At 63.7% G+C, this 20,317-nt stretch carries 17 protein-coding genes; 10 read left to right on the top strand and 7 right to left on the bottom strand.

The window, feature by feature from the left end:
- Positions 1-148 precede the first annotated feature (148 nt).
- The 5 genes from NKH54_RS11015 to hpaH are packed head-to-tail and all read left to right on the top strand — an operon-like array spanning position 149 to position 4,767.
- Complete coding sequence (locus NKH54_RS11015; RefSeq protein WP_023667827.1) at positions 149-535, top strand: 5-carboxymethyl-2-hydroxymuconate Delta-isomerase; 387 nt, start codon at positions 149-151, stop codon at positions 533-535.
- An 11-nt stretch (positions 536-546) separates the two neighbouring features.
- Positions 547-2,064 (top strand): 5-carboxymethyl-2-hydroxymuconate semialdehyde dehydrogenase, encoded by a 1,518-nt coding sequence (hpaE, locus tag NKH54_RS11010; RefSeq protein ID WP_023667828.1) that lies wholly within the window; start codon positions 547-549, stop codon positions 2,062-2,064.
- A 14-nt stretch (positions 2,065-2,078) separates the two neighbouring features.
- Positions 2,079-3,059: a 3,4-dihydroxyphenylacetate 2,3-dioxygenase gene (gene hpaD, locus NKH54_RS11005; RefSeq protein WP_023667829.1), complete on the top strand. Its 981-nt coding sequence runs from the start codon at positions 2,079-2,081 to the stop codon at positions 3,057-3,059.
- A gap of 29 nt (positions 3,060-3,088) precedes the next feature.
- Positions 3,089-3,964, top strand: a complete 876-nt coding sequence (locus tag NKH54_RS11000) for a fumarylacetoacetate hydrolase family protein (protein ID WP_353028209.1) — start codon at positions 3,089-3,091, stop codon at positions 3,962-3,964.
- Entirely contained in the window at positions 3,958-4,767 is an 810-nt protein-coding gene (hpaH, locus tag NKH54_RS10995; RefSeq protein WP_353028250.1) for a 2-oxo-hept-4-ene-1,7-dioate hydratase, read from the top strand. The genes NKH54_RS11000 and hpaH overlap by 7 nt, the downstream gene beginning before the upstream one ends.
- 17 nt (positions 4,768-4,784) lie before the next feature.
- Here the strand turns inward: hpaH and NKH54_RS10990 are convergent, their stop codons facing one another.
- From NKH54_RS10990 to NKH54_RS10965, 6 genes are read right to left on the bottom strand one after another with little or no spacing between them, the layout of a single operon-like run.
- Positions 4,785-5,816, bottom strand: coding sequence for a phosphotransferase enzyme family protein (locus tag NKH54_RS10990; RefSeq protein WP_023667832.1), 1,032 nt, complete (start codon positions 5,814-5,816; stop codon positions 4,785-4,787).
- Positions 5,813-7,120: an aminotransferase class III-fold pyridoxal phosphate-dependent enzyme gene (locus tag NKH54_RS10985; RefSeq protein ID WP_353028208.1), complete on the bottom strand. Its 1,308-nt coding sequence runs from the start codon at positions 7,118-7,120 to the stop codon at positions 5,813-5,815. The genes NKH54_RS10990 and NKH54_RS10985 overlap by 4 nt, the downstream gene beginning before the upstream one ends.
- A gap of 33 nt (positions 7,121-7,153) precedes the next feature.
- Positions 7,154-8,503, bottom strand: coding sequence for an aminotransferase class III-fold pyridoxal phosphate-dependent enzyme (locus NKH54_RS10980; RefSeq protein ID WP_353028207.1), 1,350 nt, complete (start codon positions 8,501-8,503; stop codon positions 7,154-7,156).
- Between the two features lie 20 nt (positions 8,504-8,523).
- Positions 8,524-9,186: an HAD family hydrolase gene (locus tag NKH54_RS10975; RefSeq protein ID WP_023704730.1), complete on the bottom strand. Its 663-nt coding sequence runs from the start codon at positions 9,184-9,186 to the stop codon at positions 8,524-8,526.
- Entirely contained in the window at positions 9,183-10,463 is a 1,281-nt protein-coding gene (locus NKH54_RS10970) for a Tm-1-like ATP-binding domain-containing protein (RefSeq protein ID WP_353028206.1), read from the bottom strand. The genes NKH54_RS10975 and NKH54_RS10970 overlap by 4 nt, the downstream gene beginning before the upstream one ends.
- Entirely contained in the window at positions 10,463-11,233 is a 771-nt protein-coding gene (locus tag NKH54_RS10965; protein ID WP_353028205.1) for an IclR family transcriptional regulator, read from the bottom strand. The genes NKH54_RS10970 and NKH54_RS10965 overlap by 1 nt, the downstream gene beginning before the upstream one ends.
- Positions 11,234-11,399: 166 nt before the next feature.
- On the opposite strand from NKH54_RS10965, the gene NKH54_RS10960 reads away from it, so the two are divergent.
- From NKH54_RS10960 to NKH54_RS10950, 3 genes are all read left to right on the top strand, one after another.
- Positions 11,400-12,848, top strand: a complete 1,449-nt coding sequence (locus tag NKH54_RS10960) for an APC family permease (protein ID WP_023692262.1) — start codon at positions 11,400-11,402, stop codon at positions 12,846-12,848.
- A gap of 63 nt (positions 12,849-12,911) precedes the next feature.
- Entirely contained in the window at positions 12,912-14,105 is a 1,194-nt protein-coding gene (locus NKH54_RS10955; protein ID WP_353028204.1) for a cytochrome P450, read from the top strand.
- Entirely contained in the window at positions 14,102-15,589 is a 1,488-nt protein-coding gene (locus tag NKH54_RS10950) for an aldehyde dehydrogenase (protein ID WP_353028203.1), read from the top strand. The genes NKH54_RS10955 and NKH54_RS10950 overlap by 4 nt, the downstream gene beginning before the upstream one ends.
- A gap of 177 nt (positions 15,590-15,766) precedes the next feature.
- Here the strand turns inward: NKH54_RS10950 and NKH54_RS10945 are convergent, their stop codons facing one another.
- Positions 15,767-18,055, bottom strand: a complete 2,289-nt coding sequence (locus NKH54_RS10945; protein WP_353028202.1) for a mechanosensitive ion channel family protein — start codon at positions 18,053-18,055, stop codon at positions 15,767-15,769.
- A 281-nt stretch (positions 18,056-18,336) separates the two neighbouring features.
- On the opposite strand from NKH54_RS10945, the gene NKH54_RS10940 reads away from it, so the two are divergent.
- Both NKH54_RS10940 and NKH54_RS10935 read left to right on the top strand, forming a co-directional pair.
- A complete protein-coding gene (locus tag NKH54_RS10940) occupies positions 18,337-18,939 on the top strand; it encodes an ANTAR domain-containing response regulator (protein WP_023667842.1) in 603 nt (200 codons plus the stop codon).
- Positions 18,940-18,941: 2 nt separating this feature from the next.
- Entirely contained in the window at positions 18,942-20,177 is a 1,236-nt protein-coding gene (locus NKH54_RS10935) for a CmpA/NrtA family ABC transporter substrate-binding protein (RefSeq protein WP_353028201.1), read from the top strand.
- Positions 20,178-20,317 lie beyond the last annotated feature (140 nt).

The raw sequence follows: 20,317 nt of genomic DNA, 5'->3' as shown, positions 1-20,317 counted from the left end.
GCGGGCGGTCGGCGGGACCGCACGCCAAAACCTGACCTTTCCATCCCGTATCGTCGCCTCAACTTGGATGCAAGGCTTGACTTCAGTGATGCTGCATGTAATTAACGCGTTAACTACAGCAGCGCAACAATCCGGGAGGCGAGACGCGGTGCCTCACTTTTCCATCGAGTATTCGGCCAACCTCGATGCCAAGGTCGACATGAGCGAATTGTGCGCGCTGGTGTTGCGCACCGTGCTCGGCACCGGGCTGTTTGAAACCGGCGCGGTGCGGGTGCGGGCCTTCCGTGCGGAAGCCTATGCCATCGCCGACAGCCTGCCGGAAAACGCTTTCCTCGACATGTCGTTTCGCATTGGAACCGGGCGCAGCGCCGAGGACAAGAAACGAACCGGGGAGGCGGTCTTCGCCGCGGTGAGCGAATACCTTGGCCCCCTGTTCGATACCCCGCATTTCGCTCTTTCCCTGGAGATAAGGGAGATCGACCCGGTACTGAGCTGGAAGAAAAACGCAATCCATCCGCGACTGCGCGGCAAGTGACGGAAGCTGATATGTCCGACCTCGAAGGCAATCTGAAAAAGGCCGAGGCCTATCTGGCCCGTTTCAAGCGCGACGGCGTGCTGAACCAGATCGGCGGCGAAGCGGTGCCGGCGGTGGATGGCTCGACCTTCGAGAGCATGTCGCCGGTCGATCTCAAGCCGCTGGCCAAGGTCGCGCGTGGCAGTGCCGCCGATATCGACCGCGCCGCCAAGGCGGCAAAGGCGGCGTTCCCGGCCTGGGCCGCCATGCCGGGCGACGGGCGCAAGAAGCTGCTGCACAAGATAGCCGATGCGATCGAAGCGCGCGCCGAGGAGATCGCCTTCGTCGAGTGCATGGACACCGGCCAGGCGCTGAAATTCATGGCCAAGGCCGCGCTGCGCGGCGCCGAGAATTTCCGCTTCTTCGCCGACCGCGCGCCGGAAGCGCGCGACGGCGAGACGCTGCGCACGACAGGCCAGGTCAACATCACCACGCGCGTGCCGATCGGCCCGGTCGGCATCATCACGCCGTGGAACACGCCGTTCATGCTGTCGACATGGAAGATCGCGCCGGCGCTGGCGGCAGGCTGCACCGTCGTCCACAAGCCGGCCGAATTTTCGCCGCTGACCGCTCGCCTGCTGGTCGAGATCGCCGAGGAGGCCGGCCTGCCGAAAGGCGTGTGGAACCTGGTCAACGGCCTCGGCGAGCACGCCGGCAAGGCGCTGACCGAGCACCCTGACATCAAGGCGATCGGTTTTGTCGGTGAGAGCCGCACCGGCTCGATGATCATGAAACAGGGCGCCGATACGCTGAAGCGCGTGCATTTCGAACTGGGCGGGAAGAACCCGGTGATCGTCTTCGCCGACGCCGATCTCGAACGTGCGGCGGATGCGGCCGTGTTCATGATCTACTCGCTCAACGGCGAACGCTGCACCTCATCGTCGCGGCTGCTGGTCGAAGCCTCGGTCTACGACACATTCACGGATCTGGTCGCGGAGAAGGCAAAGCGCATCAAGGTTGGCCATCCGCTCGATCCCAAAACGGTGGTCGGTCCGCTGATCCATCCGGTGCACGAGGAAAAGGTGCTGTCCTATATCGAGATCGGCAAATCGGAAGGCGCGGTGGTAGCCGCCGGCGGCGGCAAGTTCGCCGGTCCGGGCGGTGGCTGCTATGTCAGCCCGACGCTGTTTACCGGCGCCACCAACAGGATGCGCATTGCCCAGGAAGAGATTTTCGGGCCGGTGCTGACTGCCATTTCCTTCAAGGACGAGGCCGAAGCGCTGGCGCTGGCCAACGACACCCAATACGGCCTGACCGGCTATCTCTGGACGTCGGATGTTACCCGCGCCTTCCGCTTCACCGATGCGCTGGACGCCGGCATGATCTGGGTCAATTCGGAGAATGTGCGGCATTTGCCGACGCCGTTTGGCGGCGTCAAGAATTCCGGCATCGGCCGCGACGGCGGCGACCATTCCTTCGATTTCTACATGGAGACGAAGAACATCGCCTTCGCCACTTCAGCGCACGCGATCCAGAAACTCGGCGGCTGACCGGAGGACATCGGATGCCACTGCCCAAACCAAACCTCTATCCCGCCTTCAACATCGTGCGCCTCAGCCATGTCGAACTGGCGGTCACCGACCTTGCGAAATCCCGCGCCTTCTATGTCGACACGCTCGGCCTGCAGGTTACCGACGAGACATCGGAAGCCATCTATCTAAGGGCGTTGGAAGAGCGCGGACACCACTGCATCGTGCTGAAGAAGGCCGGCAGCGCCGAAGCCCGCGATCTCGGCTTCAAGGTTTTTTCGGATGAGGATCTCGACAAGGCCGAGCATTTCTTCAAGGCAAAAGGCCTGCCGGTCGAGTGGGTCGAGCGACCGTACCAGTCGCGCACCTTCCGCACCCGCGACCCGCACGGCATTCCGCTCGAGTTCTTTGCCCAAATGGAAAGGCTGCCGCCGATTCATCAGAAATATGCGCTTTACAAGGGCGTGAAGCCGCTGCGCATCGACCACTTCAACTGCTTCTCGCCCAACGTCGACGAGTCCGTCGCCTTCTACAACGAGCTTGGCTTCCGCGTCACCGAATACACCGAGGATGCCAGTAGCGGAAAGCTGTGGGCGGCCTGGACGCACCGCAAGGGCGGCGTCCACGACATCGCCTTCACCAACGGTGTGGGTCCGCGCCTGCATCACGTCGCCTTCTGGGTGCCGACACCGCTCAACATCATCGACCTGCTCGATCTGATGGCGACGACGGGTTACCTCGCAAATATCGAGCGCGGCCCCGGCCGGCATGGCATTTCCAACGCCTTCTTCCTCTATGTCAGAGACCCGGACAATCACCGCATCGAGATCTACTGCTCGGACTACCAGACGGTCGATCCGGATCTGGAGCCGATCAAGTGGGACCTCAAGGACCCGCAGCGCCAGACGCTGTGGGGCGCGCCCGCGCCGAAAAGCTGGTTCGAGGAGGGCAGCACCTTTGCCGGCGCGGCCGCACGCCAACCGGATTTGACGGCGTCGCCGATCATCGCACCGTGACCACAGACGCGAACCTGACGGAGACCGGGATGACTGCACCTGGGCGGCTCGCCACCTTCACCGTCGGCGGCAAGACGCGCTATGGCGTGGTCACAGATAAGGGCGTCGTCGACCTGTCGGCGCGGCACAGCCAGTGGCCGACGCTGCGCGAAGTGATCGAGGCCGGCGTGCTACGGCGGCTGGCGGAAGAGGCCGAAGCCTACGCCGTCGATTTTCCAGTCGGCGCCATCGCTTATGAAATCCCTCTGCCGTCGCCGGAAAAGATCATCTGCGTCGGCGTCAACTACCCGGACCGCAACGAAGAGTACAAGGACGGCCAGGCCGCGCCTTCCAACCCGTCGCTGTTCATCCGCTTCCCCCGGTCCTTCGTCGGCCACCACGCGCCGCTGGTGCGGCCGCCGGAATCGCCGCAGCTGGACTATGAGGGCGAGATCGTCATCGTCATCGGCAAGGGTGGACGACGCATCGCCGAGAGGGATGCGCTTGACCATATCGCGGCACTATCCCTGTGCAACGAAGGCACCATTCGCGATTGGGTACGGCACGCCAAGTTCAACGTCACGCAGGGCAAGAATTTCGACCGCACCGGCTCGCTCGGTCCGTGGCTGGTGCCGTTCACCGACGAGGCGCAGATTGCCGACATCGCGCTGACCACCCGCGTCAATGGCGAATTGCGCCAGCAGGACCGCACCAGCCGGATGATCTTCTCGTTCCGCAAGATCATCGCCTATGTCTCCACCTTCACCACGCTGGTGCCAGGCGATATCATCGTCACCGGTACGCCGACCGGCGCCGGCGCCCGCTTCGACCCGCCGATCTGGCTGAAGCCGGGCGACGTGATCGAAGTCGAAGCCGACGGCATCGGCGTGCTCCGCAACGGGGTCGTCGACGAGGCAGCATCGTGACCCCCGAGCAAGTTGAAGATGCCGCGGCAAGGCTGTTCGAAGCCGAGCGTTCGCGCCGCCAGATCCGTCTGCTCAGCCTCGATTTTCCCGACGCGACGATGGAGGATGCCTATCGCGTCCAGGCAGCGCTGGTGAAACGCAAGACCGATGCCGGGCTGACCCCGAAGGGCTGGAAGATCGGCCTGACATCGAAGGCGATGCAATATGCGCTCGCCATCGACACGCCGGATTCGGGCGTGCTGTTCGACGACATGTTCTTCAACGACGGCGCGACGATACCCGTCGGCCGCTTCATCCAGCCGCGCGTCGAGGCCGAGATAGCCTTCGTCATGAAGGCGCCGCTGAGGGGCCCAGGCGTGACCATCTTCGACGTGCTCAACGCCACCGATTATATCACGCCGGCGCTCGAAATCCTCGACACGCGCATCGAACGCGTCAATGCCGAGACAAAGAAGGCGCGCACTTTCTTCGATACGATTTCCGACAACGCCGCCAATGCCGGCATTGTCATCGGCGGCCGGCCGCAACGACCCGATGAAGCCGATATGCGCTGGATCGGCGCCATCGTCTCGCGCAATGCGGAGGTCGAGGAGACCGGGCTTGGCGCCGGCGTGCTCAACCATCCGGCGATGGGCATTGCCTGGCTGGCGGACAGGCTCGCCCGCTACGGCATGTCCATCGCGGCCGGCGAGGTGGTGCTGTCCGGATCGTTTGTGCGCCCGGTCGAGGCGCGGCCCGGCGATACCATCGTCGCCGACTTCGGCAACTCGGGAACGGTCAGCATCCATTTCGCCAAGAGCTGACGGCTCTCATCGGCTCGTCAGTTGGGCTGTTCGCCGCGCAGGTAGTCAATCACCACATCGGCTGCGATGGTCGACATCCGCAAGCCGACATCCCTGGTGATGTCGCCTTCGACGCGGCTTTGCACCCAGCCAAGAAAGGCGAAGGCACGCAACGCGGCGAATAGAGGCAATGCGGCGATGTCCTGCGGGATCAGCGCACGCTCTTGCTGGTAGCCGTCAAGCAAAGCGGTTTCGATCAGCGGGTAGATCGCCTCCTCGCGGTTCTGATAGAGGGCGACGGCAAGGTCGTACATGTGCCAGCCATGGCCGCAATCGTCGAAATCGATGATGCGCACCGCGCTGTCATGGATGAGCACATTTTCGCGCACCAGATCGGCGTGGATGATGCCGAAATTGCGCGCGCTGCGCTCATGTTCCGACAGCGCCTTCACTGCCTTGTCGCGCGCCTGCAAGACCAGCGCGCGGCGAGGACCATCGAGAAAGGGCGAGGTCTCGAACCGGCCCCAGACCGGGTTCGCACCGAAGAAGCCGTCGAAGTCCCAGGCATGGCGGACGAAGCCCGCGGGCGGCGTCCACGAGGCAGTGACATTGTGCATATGGGCGATGGTCCGCCCGATCGCCGTGAAGATCTGGATCGACTGGTCGGCCGTGTAGGCCAGTGGCACGCCGCGTGCGCCCACGGCGCGGCCCTCCAGCCAGCTCAGGCAATCGGCCTGCCGGGGCTGCGCCGAGGTGGCCGTTCTGACAAGCACGAACGGATCGCCGGCCTGTGTTGCGACGCAAGACGGCGTGGCGACGCCGGCGGATTGCAGGAAGCCCATCCATTGCAGTTCCGAACGCAGCGCGGCGTCCGTGTGGTAGCCGAGCCGGTGGATGCGCATGGCTGCCGGCTGGCCATCCGGCAGCCGCACGCGGAAGACGGCGTTCTCGCGGTGCTTCAGAAGTTCCGGCTCAGAGTTGCGGACGCCCCAATGTTCGAGCGCACGCCTGGCAAGCTCCGTGACATCGGCTGCCGTTTCGGGCTGGGATTGGGTGGAAACAGAATTCACGCCGGCACTCCGCCGACTTGGCCCAGCACCTCGTCCAGCAGGCCGATCAGGAACTCGGCATTGTCGCGCGAGAACGGCATGGGCGGGCGGATCTTGAGCACATTGCCGTGGATGCCGGTCTTGCCCATCAGCACGCCGCGATGGCGCATGCGATTGGCGACCTGCTCGGCAATGTCGGGCGCCGGTTCGCGCGTGTCGCGGTCGTGGACCAGCTCGGCGCCGAAGAACAGTCCGGCCCCCCTGACCTCGCCGATGCACTCATGCCGATCGGCCAGCGGGCGCAGCAGGCCAAGCGCATAGGCGCCGACGTCTTGCGCGTTGGCGACAAGGTTTTCCTGTTCGATGACGTCGAGGACGGCATTGGCGACTGCGCAGGAGACCGGGTTGCCGCCAAAGGTGTTGAAGTAGCGGAAAGCGTCGCGGAAGGTCGCCAGTATCTCCTTGGTGGTGACCACGGCCGCGATCGGATGGCCATTGCCCATCGGCTTGCCCATGGTGACGATGTCGGGGACGAAGCCGGCGCGCTGATGGCCCCAGAAATGGCTGCCGGTGCGGCCGAAGCCGGGCTGCACTTCGTCGGCGATGACCAGACCACCGGCTTCGCGCACGGCCCCCAAGGCGTCGTCGAAAAATCCGGTGGGCAGAGCCGGGAAACCTTCATTGGCGAGCAGCGGACACAAGATGATGCCAGACAGGCCAATGCCATCCTGTGCCAGCGAGGCGATCGCTTGGCGCACGGCGTCGCCAAAGGCCTTGCCATTGGCCATCGCATCGGGATGGCGATAGCTGTCGGGGGCCGGCACCAGCCTGACATGGGGGGCGCGGCCGCGGATCGGAGGCATGCGCGTGCTCAGCTGCGAAACCGCCGTCGTGTTACCATGATAGGTGGCGTCGGTGGCGATGATGCCCATATTGCCGGAGGCGGCCTGCGCCATGCGCAGCGCGATGTCGTTGGCCTCGCTGCCGGTGCAGGTCAGGATTGCGGTGGCGAGGCTTGCATCGAAGGTCGCCGTCAGCCGCTCGACATAGTCGAGAATTGCGGTGTGCAGATAGCGTGTGTGGGTGTTGAGCAGGCTTGCCTGACGGCACAAGGCCTCGACCACATGCGGGTGGCAATGGCCGACATGGGCGACGTTGTTGTAGGCATCGAGATATTTGCGGCCGTCGGCATCGTAGAGCCAGACGCCTTCGCCGCGCACCAGGTGCACGGGCTCGTCGTAGAACAATTGCGATTTCGCGCCGAGCAGGCGGGCACGCCGCTTGACGAGCGCTTCCTCGCTCGGGTTCTTCTCAGATTGGGTCATTGCGTACCAAACTCCATTGCGTCAGCGGGTCTATCAGGCCCTCGAAAGACCTGCATCGATGGCCTCGCCGATCTTTGCCACGTCGGCGGCGCTGATGATCAGCGGCGGCGACAGGATGATGTTGTTGCCGGACACGCGCAGCATGACGCCGGCGTCATAAGTGGCTTCCGAAACCACGGCCATGGTCTTCTTGTCCACCGGCTTTTTCGTCGTGCGATCGGAGACCAGCTCTAGCGCAGCCATCAGGCCCATGTACCTGATGTCGCCGACGATCGCGTGCTTGGCTTTTAGCCCCTCCAGCGTCGCCGCGAGCTCGATGCCGCGCGCGGCTGCGTTCTCGTCCAGGCGAAGCCGTTTGGTCTCGGCAAGTGCAGCCAGCCCTGCCGCGCAGCCGACAGGATGGCCGGAATAGGTATAGCCATGACCGATCGCCCCGAAGCTGGTCTTGTCGGCCTCGAAGACGTCGGCGACCTTGGCGCCGATCAAGGTGGCGCCGAGCGGGAAATAGCCCGAGGTGATCGCCTTGGCGATGGTCATGAAATCCGGCTTCACGCCGGATAGCCGCGAACCCGACCAGGCGCCGGTGCGACCGAAGCCCGTGACCACCTCGTCGGCGATCAGCAGGATTTCGTGGCGGTCGCATATCTCGCGCACCAGCGGCATGAAGCTGTCATGCGGAACGATGACGCCTCCGGCGCCGAGAACCGGCTCCATGATGAAGGCGGCAATGGTGTCGCCGCCCTGGAAGGCGATCTCGTCCTCCAGCGCTTTGGCGCACAGTTTGGCCAGCCGCGCCGGATCGGTCTCGTCGAACGGATTGCGGAAGGTCCAGGGTGCGGGAATGTGGAAGACGCCGGGCATAAGCGGCTCATAGTTGCGGCGGAAATTGGCGTTGCCGTTGACTGACGCGCCACCGAAATGGGTGCCGTGATAGCCCTTCTTCAGCGCGAGGAATTTTGTCCGGTCGCCCTGGCCGCGGATCTTCCAGTATTGGCGGGCGAGCCGCAGTGCGGTTTCGACCGAATCCGAGCCGCCCGAGGTGAAGAAGGTCCGCACCATGCCTTCCGGTTCGAACCATTCGCTGAGTTCGTAAGCGAGCTCGATCGACGGGCCGGTCGACGTGCCGCGAAACCCGGAATAGTAGGGCAGGGCGCTGAGCTGGTCGGCGATGGCCTTCTTGATCGGGTCGCAGGAGTAGCCGAGATTGACGTTCCACAGTCCGCCAACCGCATCGAGCACGGTGTTGCCGTCGATGTCGGTGACCATCACGCCTTCGCCTTTCATGATCACCTTTGGCGGGTTGGCCCGCATCTCGGCCGGGTGTGCCATCGGATGCCAGATCGGCTTGGCGTTTTTCTCGGTGAGGAAATTGATGTCGCGCATCGCAAGGCTCCGCAAATGTCTCAGGAGATGAGGTCGAAATGGCCGAGGGCCTCGGCATAGGAAAGTGCCGGCCGCGCGACGTCGAAATGAACGGTGCGCATGCCGACGGCACGGCCGCCATCGACATTGCGCTGCTGGTCGTCAACGAACACACAGGCGCGGGCAGGCAGGCCAAGCGCCTCGGTCACCAAGGCATAGGCGCGCGGATCGGGCTTGAGGATGCGGGTATAGGTGGCGTCGACGATGGTGTCGAACAGCTCGAGCAGCGGCAGCCGCTGACGGAAGCCGGCGCCATAGAACAGATCTAGCTCGTTGGACAGGATCGCCAGGCGAAATCCCGCCGCATGCACGGTCCGGATGGCGCGGACGGCTTCGGGCCGCACGATCTTTTCCGGCTCGGCTCCGCGTGCGCGCTGGACGAATGTCTCCATTGCCTCCCAGTCCTCGCCGACGAGCCGGCCGACTTCGCTGGTGCGGGTGCGCCAATAATCGCGCTCGCTGATGTCGTTGGCCTGCATGGAGCGCCACAGCGGATCTGAATCCGGGTCGAACGGCCCGTGCCATTGCAGCGTTCCCGGCGCGAGGCCGAGCGCCTGTTCGGTCAAGGCATGGGTCTCGAAAAGGGTCCGGGTGACGACGCCGCCGAAATCGAGGACGAGCGCCTGGGCAGGAACAGCGCTCACGCAGCCACTCCCTTGGCCGGCATGCCGCGCGGGATGATGCCTTCCTCGACCCAGCGGTCGAAGATTTCGAGCGCCTTGCCGACGAACTCGTCGCTGTTGATGTGGGCGTCGATCTCGTGGAACTCGACGCCGGCGGGAATGGCCTTGCGCATCTCATCGGTGAACGCCGCGAGGGCTTCGGGTTCGTACAGCGGCTCGCCCTGCGCATCCCATTCCTGGATGCCGCCGGAGGGCAGGATGAAAGCGGAGCGCCCCTTCGACGCACCGAGCTTGGAGGCGATGGTCCTGGCGACTTCACGGCGGTCGGCGGCATCGACGGTGATCGAGCCGATCAACCTGTTATGAGCATGGAATGGCCGCTGCGCGAACTTTGTCGGCAGCGCCTGCCAGGTCGGCAAATCGACCATGTCTACGGCGCCAGGGGCTGCGATCTGCGGAATGCCGCGGGCGCCGGCATTCTCGAGCCGGTCGGCGCCGGAGCTGACGACCGAACCGGCAAGATAATTGGTGATCTCCTGCAGGCTGAAGTCGAACACCGCGCAGAAATGGTCCTGGCTGGCGATCGATTCGAAGGCCCGGCCCCCCATCCCGGTGGTGTGAAAGACTGCGACGTCATAGCCGCGCTGCTCCAACGCCGGCTTCAGCGTCTTCATATAGCGCAGGCAACTGCTGCCCAGCGAAGTCATGCCGATGGTCGGTCCGACCGCCGGGGCCGAAGCACGGGATGCAAGCACGATCTTCGCCGCACCGACCACCGCGCCGCAGGCCTGGGAAAGGACCAGCTTGCAGATGGTGTTGAGGCCGTAGAGCCCGCCTGCCCACAGGATCATCATCAGGTCGGGCGCGACACGCTCGGGCGGAATGAGATGCGAGTAGGCGATGGTCGAGACGACGAATTTCGGCACGCCGAGCGGCAGGCACAGCGCGACATCGAGCGCCAAATCGGTTCCCATCGAACCACCGATGGCGATGAAGGCGTCGATCTCGCCGCGCTGGTGAAGCTGGCGCACCAGCTGAACGGCGCCGACGGCCATCAATGTCATGGCGGTGTTTTCATCGCCGCTCGAGACGATTTCGGCCATCGTCACGCCAGCGGCCCGCGCAACGGCATGCTTGTCGTGATCGGGACTATAGGCGGGGGCGCCCAGCACGCTGACATCCATCATCACGGCGCGGCCACCGGATGCCTCGATACACGCTTTCATGAACAGCAGTTCGTCGGTCTTGGTATCGCCCGTGCCGATGACCAGGATGCGGGGCGCCATATCTGCAGACATCAGGCCTGCCTCCTCAGGGTTTGCAGGTTTTCGCCATTGAGGCGCATCGAAATCTCCCGTGCCGCGGTCACAACCGCAAGCCCTCGTTCCACGATCGCAGCCGGTGTCGTCCTGGCCTTCGGGGCTGCCACCGCAATTTTCCCCAGCGCAAGTCCATTGGCGGCGCGGATTGCAGCCGCGACGCCGATCACGCCGTCCTCATGGCCCTGGCCGCAGATCGAATAGCCGCGGTCGCGCGCCTCGCCGATCGACTTTGAAATGGCGGCCGGCTCGACGAGGGTATGATCGGTGAAGGCCTCAAGCGAACCTGTCAGGCATGCTTTCACGGTCGCGTTGTCGGCGAAGGCGAGATAGGCGATGCCGGAGGCGGTGGAATGCAGCGGCAGAAGCTGGCCGACATCGATGTTCACCCGGTTTGCCCAGCTTGAATGCTCGACATAAACGGTGATCAGTCTGTCGACGCCGAATTCCGACAGATGCACCGTCTCGGTTGTCGAACCCGCCAAATCCTGCGCCACGGGAATTGCCGTTTGCAGGAACGGGAAGCAGGCTTCGCGGATACGCGCCAGCCGCGACAGGCCGGCGCCGAGGCGATAGTGCCGCGTGCCGGCATCCTGCTCGACGAAGCCATGGCCGCCCAGCGCCATCAGCAGCCGCCGCGTCGTCGCCTTGTCCAAGGCGCACCGCCGCGCGAGATCGGAAAGTCCGAGCTCGGGCTCGTCCGCCGTGAACAGCTCCAGAAGTGAAATCGCCTTGCCGACCGTACCCATCCAGCCTCCCGCTCGGATAGAAACTTAATGTGTGAATTAACTTGACAGGCATCCGCATTCTTTGCAAGTCTATATTCAAAATAAGGGTTCAAATAATGAACCGATGACATTCAGGGAACAGGCCGAGCGGCCGCGAACCCAGGGGTTCGTAAGACTGGAGGGACAAATGTCAGCAGTTTCGGAACAGGCGCCCGCCAACAGGCTGCGCAAGAACAGTCTTGGCGTCGGCGCTATCACCTTCATGGTGATTTCGGCGGCGGCGCCGCTCACCGCGGTCGCCGGCGGCACGCCGCTCGGCATGCTTATGGGCAACGGGGCGGGCTTTGCCGGAACCTATCTTATCGTGACCGTGTTGCTGCTGCTGTTTGCGGTCGGCTACGTCGCCATGTCGCGCCATGTCGGCAATGCCGGCGCCTTCTATGCCTATGCCGCGCGCGGGCTCGGCGGTTTTGCCGGCGGCGCAACCGCAATCATCGCGATCCTGTCCTACAACGCCATGCAGATCGGGGTCATGGGCCTGCTGGGGGCCGCGACCGCCGGCCTGTTCGCCGGCTGGGGCATCGACCTGCCCTGGTGGGTGTGGAGCTTCATCGCCGTCGCCATCGTCGCGGTGTTGGGCTACCGCCAGGTCGACCTCTCGGCCAAGATCCTGACGGTGCTGGTGCTGTGCGAATACATCGTGGTGCTGGTGTTAGACCTCGCCATCCTCAAGACCGGTGGCGACAGCGGCCTCTCGGCGGCGCCGTTCAGCTGGAGCCAGATCGTCAGCGGCTCGCCCGCCATCGCCATCCTGTTCTGTTTCGCCGCCTTCATCGGTTTCGAGGCGACGACGATCTACGCCGAGGAAGCCCGCGACCCCAAGGTGACCATTCCGCGCGCCACCTATTTCTCCGTGCTGCTGATCGGCGTCTTCTACATGGTCACGGCCTGGCTGATGGCGGTCGGCGCCGGCGTCGACAAATTGTTGCCGGCACTGCAGGCGCTTCAGGATCCGACGACTTTCCTGTTCGGCCTGTCCGACCGCTACGCCGGAACCATGCTGTCGCACGCCATGGGCATCCTGTTCGTGTCGAGCCTGTTTGCCGGCGTGCTGGCGTTCCACAACGCGGTTGCCCGCTACATCTACGTCTCGGGCCGCGAGAAGCTGTTGCCTGAAGCGATCGGCGTGACGCATTCAGTGCACCAGAGCCCGCATGTCGCTTCCGTCATCCAGAGCGTGTTGGCAGCGATCGTCATCGGACTGTTCGCGATACTCGGCCTCGATCCGGTTCTGGCGCTGTTTTCCTGGCTGACCAATGTCGCGACGCTGGGAGTCATCGTCATGATGGCGGTGGCCTCGCTCGCCGTGGTGATGTACTTCCGCGCCAACCCGTCGACGCAGGAGAATGCGCTGAAGACCACCATCCTGCCTGGGCTGGCCTTCATCGCTTTCGTCGTCATCATCTACCTGATCGTCATTAATTTCGGTGGCCTGTCCGGGGCCGGTGGCTTCCTTGGCGTGTTGCTGCCGGGGCTGGTGCTGATTGCCGCGGTGGTCGGCCTGCTGCTTGCCGGTGCGTTGAAGAGCCGGGATCCGGTTGCCTTCGAAAATCTCGGCGTGCCGCTGAAGGACTAGGACAAAGGACAAGGGGGTAGCGCGTTCGGCGCCGCCCCTTTCCATCGCAAGGGAGTAACGGCGTTGAGCTTTGCCGAGAGCATCACCGTTGAGGCGCTGGAAGCCGATCCGTATCCGATCTATGCGGAACTGCGGCGCAGTGCGCCTGTCGCTTTCGTGCCGGCGGTCAATCTCTGGTTCGTCACCCGCTGGAAGGACGTCGAGACCGTCGCAAAGTCACCCGACATCTTCTCCGCCGTCGTCGGTACGTCTCCGGTCGAACGCTCGTTCGGCAAGCCGACCATCCTGACCACCGACGGCGAAACGCATAGACAGCTGCGCCAAGGCGTCGATCCGAAATACCGGCCGCGCACCGTCGCCGCCTATGCCGGCGATCTCGTACGGTCGATTGCCGAACCTTTTCTCGACCGGATCGCCGAACAAGGCTCCGCCGAGCTGATGGCGGATTATTTCGAGCCGGTGTCGACGCTCAGCCTGGCGCGCTCGCTTGGCCTTGCCGACACCGACATGCCGACGCTGCGCCGCTGGTTCTATGGCCTTGCGCAGGGCGCCATCAATTTCGAGAACGACCCGAAGCGGCAAGAGATCGCCGACGCGATCAGCGCCGAGGTCGGCGCAGCCATCCGGCCGACTCTGGATAGACTGGCGCGCGCCCCCGACGGCTCGGCGCTGTCGCATATGCTGCATGACGGCATGCCGGAAGGCACGACGCGGCCGATCGATTTCTTGATGCCAAGCATCAAGGTCATCCTGCTTGGCGGCATGCAGGAGCCCGGACATGGTGCCGGTTCGATCCTCGCCGGCCTGCTTGCGCATCCCGAACAATTGCGGCAGGTGCTCGCCGATCACGAGACGTTTGTGCCCAGGGCTGTCGATGAAGGCTTGCGCTGGGTGGCGCCGATCGGCACCCAGACGCGGCAGACGACGCGGGCGGTCGAGCTTGGCGGCGTAACGATCCCTGCCGGCGCCGCGGTCGCTGCACTTGTCTCCTCGGCAAGCCGCGACGAGAGCCGCTTTGCCGATCCAGACCGCTTCGACATCAACCGCAGGGAAGGCAATCATGCCGCCTTCGGCTTTGGTCATCATTTCTGTTCGGGCCGGTTTTTCGCGCGCGAGCAGATGTGCCTTGCATTAAGGCTGCTGCTCCTGCGCTTCCCCGATCTCAGTCTGGTGCCGGGCAAGGTGCCGGTGTTTCGCGGCTGGGAATTCCGCGCGCCAACCACGTTGTATGTTTCCTTGGGAGTCCGCCACCAATGATCAGCCAGAATGCCATCGACGCGCTGCGCAAGACGGAGATCGGCGAGCGGGGCTTGTTTATCGATGGCGCACAGGCCGCAGCGACGAGCGGCGCGACGCTGGCGGTGATTTCGCCGATCGACGGCCGCGCTTTTGCCAGCATCGCCGACGGCAATGCCGCCGACATCGATCGCGCGGTCCGATCGGCGCGAAACGCATTCGAGAAGGGTTTATGGTCACGCGCCGCCCCTGCCTTTCGCAAGAAGGTGCTGACGAAATTTGCCGAGCTGATCGAAAAACATGTCGATGAGCTGGCCGTGCTTGGCGTGCGCGACAACGGCACCGAGATCGGCATGGCCTACAAGGCCGAGCCGCTGTCGGCGGCCGGCACCATCCGCTACTACGCCGAGGCGATCGACAAGGTCTATGGCGAGATCGCGCCGACGGCCGACAATGTGCTCGGGCTGATCCACAGGGAGCCACTCGGTGTCGTCGGCGTCATCGTGCCGTGGAACTTCCCGCTGATGATCGGCGCCTGGAAGATTGCGCCCGCACTGGCCACCGGCAACAGCGTCGTCGTCAAGCCGCCGGAGATCGCCTCGCTGACCTTGCTGCGGCTGGCCGAACTCGCAAGCGAGGCTGGACTTCCCGAAGGCGTGTTCAACGTCGTTACCGGGCATGGTGCTGTCGCCGGCGAAGCGCTTGGCCTCCATATGGATGTCGACGCCATCGCCTTTACCGGATCGGGGCCGGTCGGCCGGCGGCTGCTCGAATACTCCGCCCGTTCCAATTTGAAGCGGGTCTTCCTCGAGCTTGGCGGCAAGTCGCCCAACATCGTCTTTGCCGACGCTCCGGACCTGAAGCAGGCGGCGGTCGTCTCGGCCAACGGCATCTTTCGCAATTCAGGCCAGGTCTGCGTGGCGGGCTCGCGTCTGCTCGTCCAGTCGTCGGTCTATGATCTTTTCATGGACGAACTTGTCTCGGCAACCACGCGGCTCAAGGTCGGCGACCCGCTCGATCTCGCCAGCGATATCGGTGCGGTATCGAGCGCCGAACAGCTGGACAAGAATCTCGGCTTCGTCGCCATGGCGCAAGCCGAAGGCGCCCGTCTCGTCGCCGGTGGCGAACGGATACTGACCGAGACTGGCGGCAGCTACATGGCGCCGACGATCTTCGAGAACGTGACGCAAGAGATGCAGTTGGCGCGCGAGGAGGTGTTCGGACCGGTGCTCGGCGTGATGCGCTTCGAGACCGAGGAGGAGGCGGTGCATCTCGCCAACTCCACTGTCTACGGACTTGCCTCGGCGGTGTGGACCGCCAATCTTTCCACGGCCCATCGCATGGTGCGCGCCATCAACGCCGGTGTCATCCACGTCAACACCTATGGCGGAGCCGATATCACCGTGCCGCTTGGCGGCGTCAAACAGTCCGGTTTCGGCCGTGACAAGTCGCTGCATGCGCTGGAGAAATTTGTCGACCTCAAGACCGCCTGGATTGCGCTCTGAGCCTTGCGGAAAGGCCAGCGTATCTGCTCTTTTCGTCAAGCTTGGCCTCAGAAACGCCACGCTGGTGCTGGTTGGCGGCGATCGCGTCACCGCTATCGGCAGTTCCGACTAGCGTGGTGTCGTGGGTCCTGGTTTTGCGCGGAAAGCCGTGTTGCGGCCGGCCGGTATCACGGCGTCCTACTCCGTTGTGCTCGCTTTTTTTCTGCGCCGATTGGTGTGCGACTGGGCGACGGCCATTCGTAATTCGGGTGTGATCTCCAAAGGCGCATTCTCTGTCCCATGCGGGTCTTGCAGCCCCTGGACGTGGACGGTCGGGAATGGGAGTTCGATGCCCTGCTCCTTGAAGGCCTGGCGGAGGCGCAAAAAGAACCTGCCTTTCATGCTGAAGGCGCCTCCAGGTCTGGTCGTAACCTTGACCCTCAAGACGATGCCGTACTCGCCGAACTCCTGCACGCCCTGCATCTTGATCGGTTCGATCACCCAGTGTTTGAACTCCGGATCTTCGGCCAGTTCCAGGCCAATTCGCTTGATCAGTTTGCGAGCAAAGTCGATATCGGTGTCATAGCCAACGGTGATGTTGAATTTGTCGGTGACCCAGTCACGGCTCTGGTTCTGCACGGCGCCGAGTTCACCGAAAGGTATCGTGAACAGCGGACCACGATGGTGGCGCAGCTTCACCGAGCGCAGCGAAAAGCTCTCCACCGTACCCCTGTAGCTGCCCGATGAAATGTATTCGCCGACACGGAAAGCATCGTCGAGCAGATAAAACACGCCAGAGATCACGTCCTTGACGATGGTTTGCGCGCCAAAACCCACGGCGACGCCGACGACGCCGGCGCCGGCGATCAGCGGGCCGATCTGGATTCCGATCGAAGCGAGCATCATCAGCACCGCCATCACGATGATCACCGCGAGCAGAATGTTCTGAATGATCGGCAACAGCGTGTGCAGCCGCGCCTGATGCGGATCGAGGGTGAGGATGTCCTCCTCGCCCATCACGGCTTGCGGTATCGCGACGCCCAGCTTTCGTTCGATCAAGGCTTTGATGATCGACCAGCCGAAATCGGCAGCAAGGGCAATGACCACGACGTTGATCAAGCCGCGCAATATGAGCATGGTGGTCGTATCGCTGCCGCGCATGGATTGCATGTCCAGGCCCAGTACGCGTGCGAGAAGGTAAGCCGCCGCGAGGATGAAAATCATCCGGATACCGCGATCGATGACAGCGATCGTCACCGCCGGGATCGTCGGCCGGCCCGCATCTTCCGAACCGGGCCGCAGGACGAAATTAACCCCGCGCTCTGTCAGCACAATTGCCAAAGGCAGGAAGAATGCGGTGAAGGTAAACCAGAAGAATGTGTAGAGGCCGGCAATGCGTTCGAGGAACAGAACGACGAAATAAGCCGTCAACAACCATGTCACTGCCGTGTGACCGCTGTGGCGCGCGCCGTCTCGCTGCGTTCTTGGCCGACGCCAAATGGCCAGCAGGAAGAGCAACAGCAATATGAAATCGGCGCCGACGGACAGGACCATCATTCCGTCCTGGTCTATGCCGAGACCCGGCAAGAGGACAAACGCGGCGGCGAAGAAGGCGAAAACGCCGACGATCCGGGGCAGCCAATAAGCCCAATGGTCAGCAGCTCCGTCGGTGATCGGCAGGGCACGAACCTCGATGGCGTGCTCGACCTCCATGAAAGAAGGGACGAGTGTGGCCATCACGTATAGGCGCACAGCCCACGTAAAGACCGCAGCCATCAGAAATGTCAGCACAATCTCGCGGATGAGCGCTGGCCAGTCGAACAGCATGAACGCACCGGCGCTGCCCAGCGCGAACGAGCCGATCATCATGCTGGAATAAAGCGTGCGGCCGCCGATCTTCTTGGCCCGCCCGATGGGCGTATCTCTGGGTTGCGCGATGATCCAAAGACGAAATGGACGGGTGAGCTTGTATATTGCCCAGGTGAGCGCCAGGCCGGCAGCGATAAAGATCGCAATCAGCACCAATATGCTGACGGGGCCCTTGCTGGACATATCGTCCATGGTATTGGCCCGGACGCGCGCGAACTGGTCCGGCAGCGAAGGCAAGGTTCGCACGATCTTTTCGATGTGATGCTTGATCCGATCGAGCGTCGAGGATGCCATAGTATTCATCTGGCCCGGTGCGGGCACGGCGTCGGCCGGCGGAGCGCTAGTCTCGGCAGGCGCTTCCGTCGATCCTGCGCCCTGATTTCGTTGCTCGGCCACCCAGGCCTTCACCGACGGATCGTCGAGAAGCTCGAACAGCTGTTTGACCTTGTCGGGCGTGACGGCGGCCGGCGCCTGGGCCTGTGCCGGACCAGCCAACAGGAGGGCGATGCCAAGGACGAGCGGCCCGGCTATCAGGACGAACATCGCCGTCAGGTTCCCGGGACGCCGTGCTGGGCGCGCCGGCTCCCTGGCCCCCAATCGTCGTTTCATGAGCAGCATCGTGCGGTAACCTTCCGGTCAGATCGGCGAGCAAGGACAGCTATGTCCGTCGTTGCCCCCACCTTTAACAAGCCGATGTTGCGGTGCAAGTCTCATCGCACCTAGACCGTTGGGTAGGCACCAGGCGACCGGCAAGGCTGTCATCACCAGTGCCAGCGTTGCGCTGCATTCCTTGTCCCGACCACCTAGACCGGGTCATTGTCGGTCGTCGGTTGCTCCGCGGCGGGAGCCTGTGACCATGCCGCGTTGCACAATTTTGCGACCTTGCCCACAATGCACGCATGGTCCGCAGCTCACTCGCCGTCCTGGTCATCGACGAAAACCGTATCCGCGCCGCGATCATCGAGGCAGGTTTGCGCGAGGCCGGCCATGAGCGGGTCACCGTCATCCACGACGTGACCGGCATTGCGCGGCGGATCGCCGAGATCGAGCCGGACGTCATCGTCATCGACCTGGAAAACCCGAACCGCGACATGCTGGAAAACATGTTCCAGCTGTCGCGTGCGGTGAAGCGGCCGATCGCCATGTTCGTCGACCGATCGGACCAGGCATCGATCGAAGCGGCGGTCGATGCCGGCGTTTCGGCCTATGTCGTCGACGGCCTCAGGCAAGAGCGCGTCAAGCCGATTCTGGACATGGCGGTCAGCCGCTTCAACGCTTTCTCGCGCATGGCGCGCGAGCTGGAAGAGGTTCGAGGCGAGCTTGAGAGCCGCAAGGTGATCGACCGTGCCAAGGGCATCCTGATGAAGTCGCGCGGCCTGACCGAAGAGGCCGCCTACACGCTGCTGCGCAAGACGGCGATGAACCAGAACCGCAAGATCGGCGACATTGCCCAGAGCCTGGTGACTGCCGCCGGGCTGCTCGGGCCGTCGGAGGACGAATGAGCATGAGCGCTGAGCACCAGATCACCGCCGGCTTCATGCCGCTCTTCGACAGTGCCGTGCTGGTTGCGGCGGGTGAGCTTGGATTCGCCGCGCGCGAGGGCATCGATCTCACACTGCACCGCGAGACCTCCTGGGCCAACATCCGCGACCGCATCGCCATCGGCCATTTCCACCTGGCGCACATGCTGGGGCCGATGCCGCTCGCCTGCAATCTCGGGCTGACGCCGCTTGCTTCCGAGACCATCGTGCCGTTTTCGCTCGGGCTTGGCGGCAATTGCGTCACCATCTCCAACGCCGTCTGGGAAGGCATGGCGGCACACGGCGCCATACCCGATCTCGAGCCCGCGCGCGCGGGCGCAGCCCTTCGTGCCTTCATTCGCGAGCGCGCCGGGGCTGGCGGCGATCCGCTGCGCTTTGCCGTGGTGCACCCGCATTCGGGGCATAATTACGAACTGCGCTACTGGCTTGCCGGATGCGGCATCGATCCGGAGCGCGAGATCGAGATCGTCATCGTGCCGCCGCCCTTCATGGCCGATGCGCTGGCCGCTGGGCGGATCGACGGCTACTGCGTCGGCGAGCCCTGGAACAGCGCCTCGGTCGCTGCCGGCACCGGCCATATCGTCACCGTCAAGGCGCTGCTGTGGCGCAACAGTCCGGAGAAGGTGATCGGCGTGCGCAAGGCCTGGTCGCAGGAGAATCCGGTCGCGCTGGCAGCATTGCTGCGCGCGCTGCATCATTCGGCGCGCTGGTGCCAGGATCGGGGCAACCACGCCGAACTGGCTGGTGTGATGGCTCAAGCTGGCTTCCTCGGCCTGCCACCAGCTGTCCAGATGCCGATCCTGACCGGCCATCTTGAACTGGGCGGCGGCGCCGAACTGGATGTCGACGACTTCTTCCTGCCCTTCGACAAGGCGGCGAACTTTCCGTGGAAGAGCCATGCGCTGTGGTTCTATACGCAGATGGTGCGCTGGGGGCATGTCGAGCACACGCCGGAAAACCTTGCTATCGCCCGTGACTGCTACCGTCCCGACCTCTACCGCTCGGCGCTAAAGCCGCTTGGCGTTGCACTTCCCGGCGCCAATGCGAAGGTCGAGGGCGCGCTTAAGGTCGCCACGGCTGTCGGTGCGACCGGGGCAGGCTTGGTGCTTGGGCCAGACGGCTTCTTCGACGGTCAGACCTTCGACCCCGACGAGATCGACGGCTATATAGCGCGCCAGAACGCTCGCGCGGAAGCCTGATCATTCTCGCGCCATTCTTGTGCATTGCACAAAAAATGTGCGTGCGATTGCTGTAGTGAACAATCTTTGATCTGCTTGCGATGTCGCCTCGCATGCCGGCGTCTGGCGCGTAATGTTGATTTCATTTAGGTTTTTCGTTT

This window comes from Mesorhizobium sp. M1004 (assembly GCF_040318795.1).
Lineage (GTDB): Bacteria > Pseudomonadota > Alphaproteobacteria > Rhizobiales > Rhizobiaceae > Mesorhizobium.
This window is presented reverse-complemented; position numbering and strand designations above follow the sequence as displayed.

Bases quoted from the DNA above. Each gene is read 5' to 3' on its own strand.
- hpaE (WP_023667828.1), top strand. From the start codon at position 547: ATGTCCGACCTCGAAGGCAATCTGAAAAAGGCCGAGGCCTATCTGGCC.
- hpaD (WP_023667829.1), top strand. From the start codon at position 2,079: ATGCCACTGCCCAAACCAAACCTCTATCCCGCCTTCAACATCGTGCGC.
- NKH54_RS11000 (WP_353028209.1), top strand. From the start codon at position 3,089: ATGACTGCACCTGGGCGGCTCGCCACCTTCACCGTCGGCGGCAAGACG.
- NKH54_RS10985 (WP_353028208.1), bottom strand. From the start codon at position 7,120: ATGACCCAATCTGAGAAGAACCCGAGCGAGGAAGCGCTCGTCAAGCGG.
- NKH54_RS10980 (WP_353028207.1), bottom strand. From the start codon at position 8,503: ATGCGCGACATCAATTTCCTCACCGAGAAAAACGCCAAGCCGATCTGG.
- NKH54_RS10970 (WP_353028206.1), bottom strand. From the start codon at position 10,463: ATGTCTGCAGATATGGCGCCCCGCATCCTGGTCATCGGCACGGGCGAT.
- NKH54_RS10965 (WP_353028205.1), bottom strand. From the start codon at position 11,233: ATGGGTACGGTCGGCAAGGCGATTTCACTTCTGGAGCTGTTCACGGCG.
- NKH54_RS10960 (WP_023692262.1), top strand. From the start codon at position 11,400: ATGTCAGCAGTTTCGGAACAGGCGCCCGCCAACAGGCTGCGCAAGAAC.
- NKH54_RS10950 (WP_353028203.1), top strand. From the start codon at position 14,102: ATGATCAGCCAGAATGCCATCGACGCGCTGCGCAAGACGGAGATCGGC.
- NKH54_RS10945 (WP_353028202.1), bottom strand. From the start codon at position 18,055: ATGCTGCTCATGAAACGACGATTGGGGGCCAGGGAGCCGGCGCGCCCA.
- NKH54_RS10940 (WP_023667842.1), top strand. From the start codon at position 18,337: ATGGTCCGCAGCTCACTCGCCGTCCTGGTCATCGACGAAAACCGTATC.
- NKH54_RS10935 (WP_353028201.1), top strand. From the start codon at position 18,942: ATGAGCGCTGAGCACCAGATCACCGCCGGCTTCATGCCGCTCTTCGAC.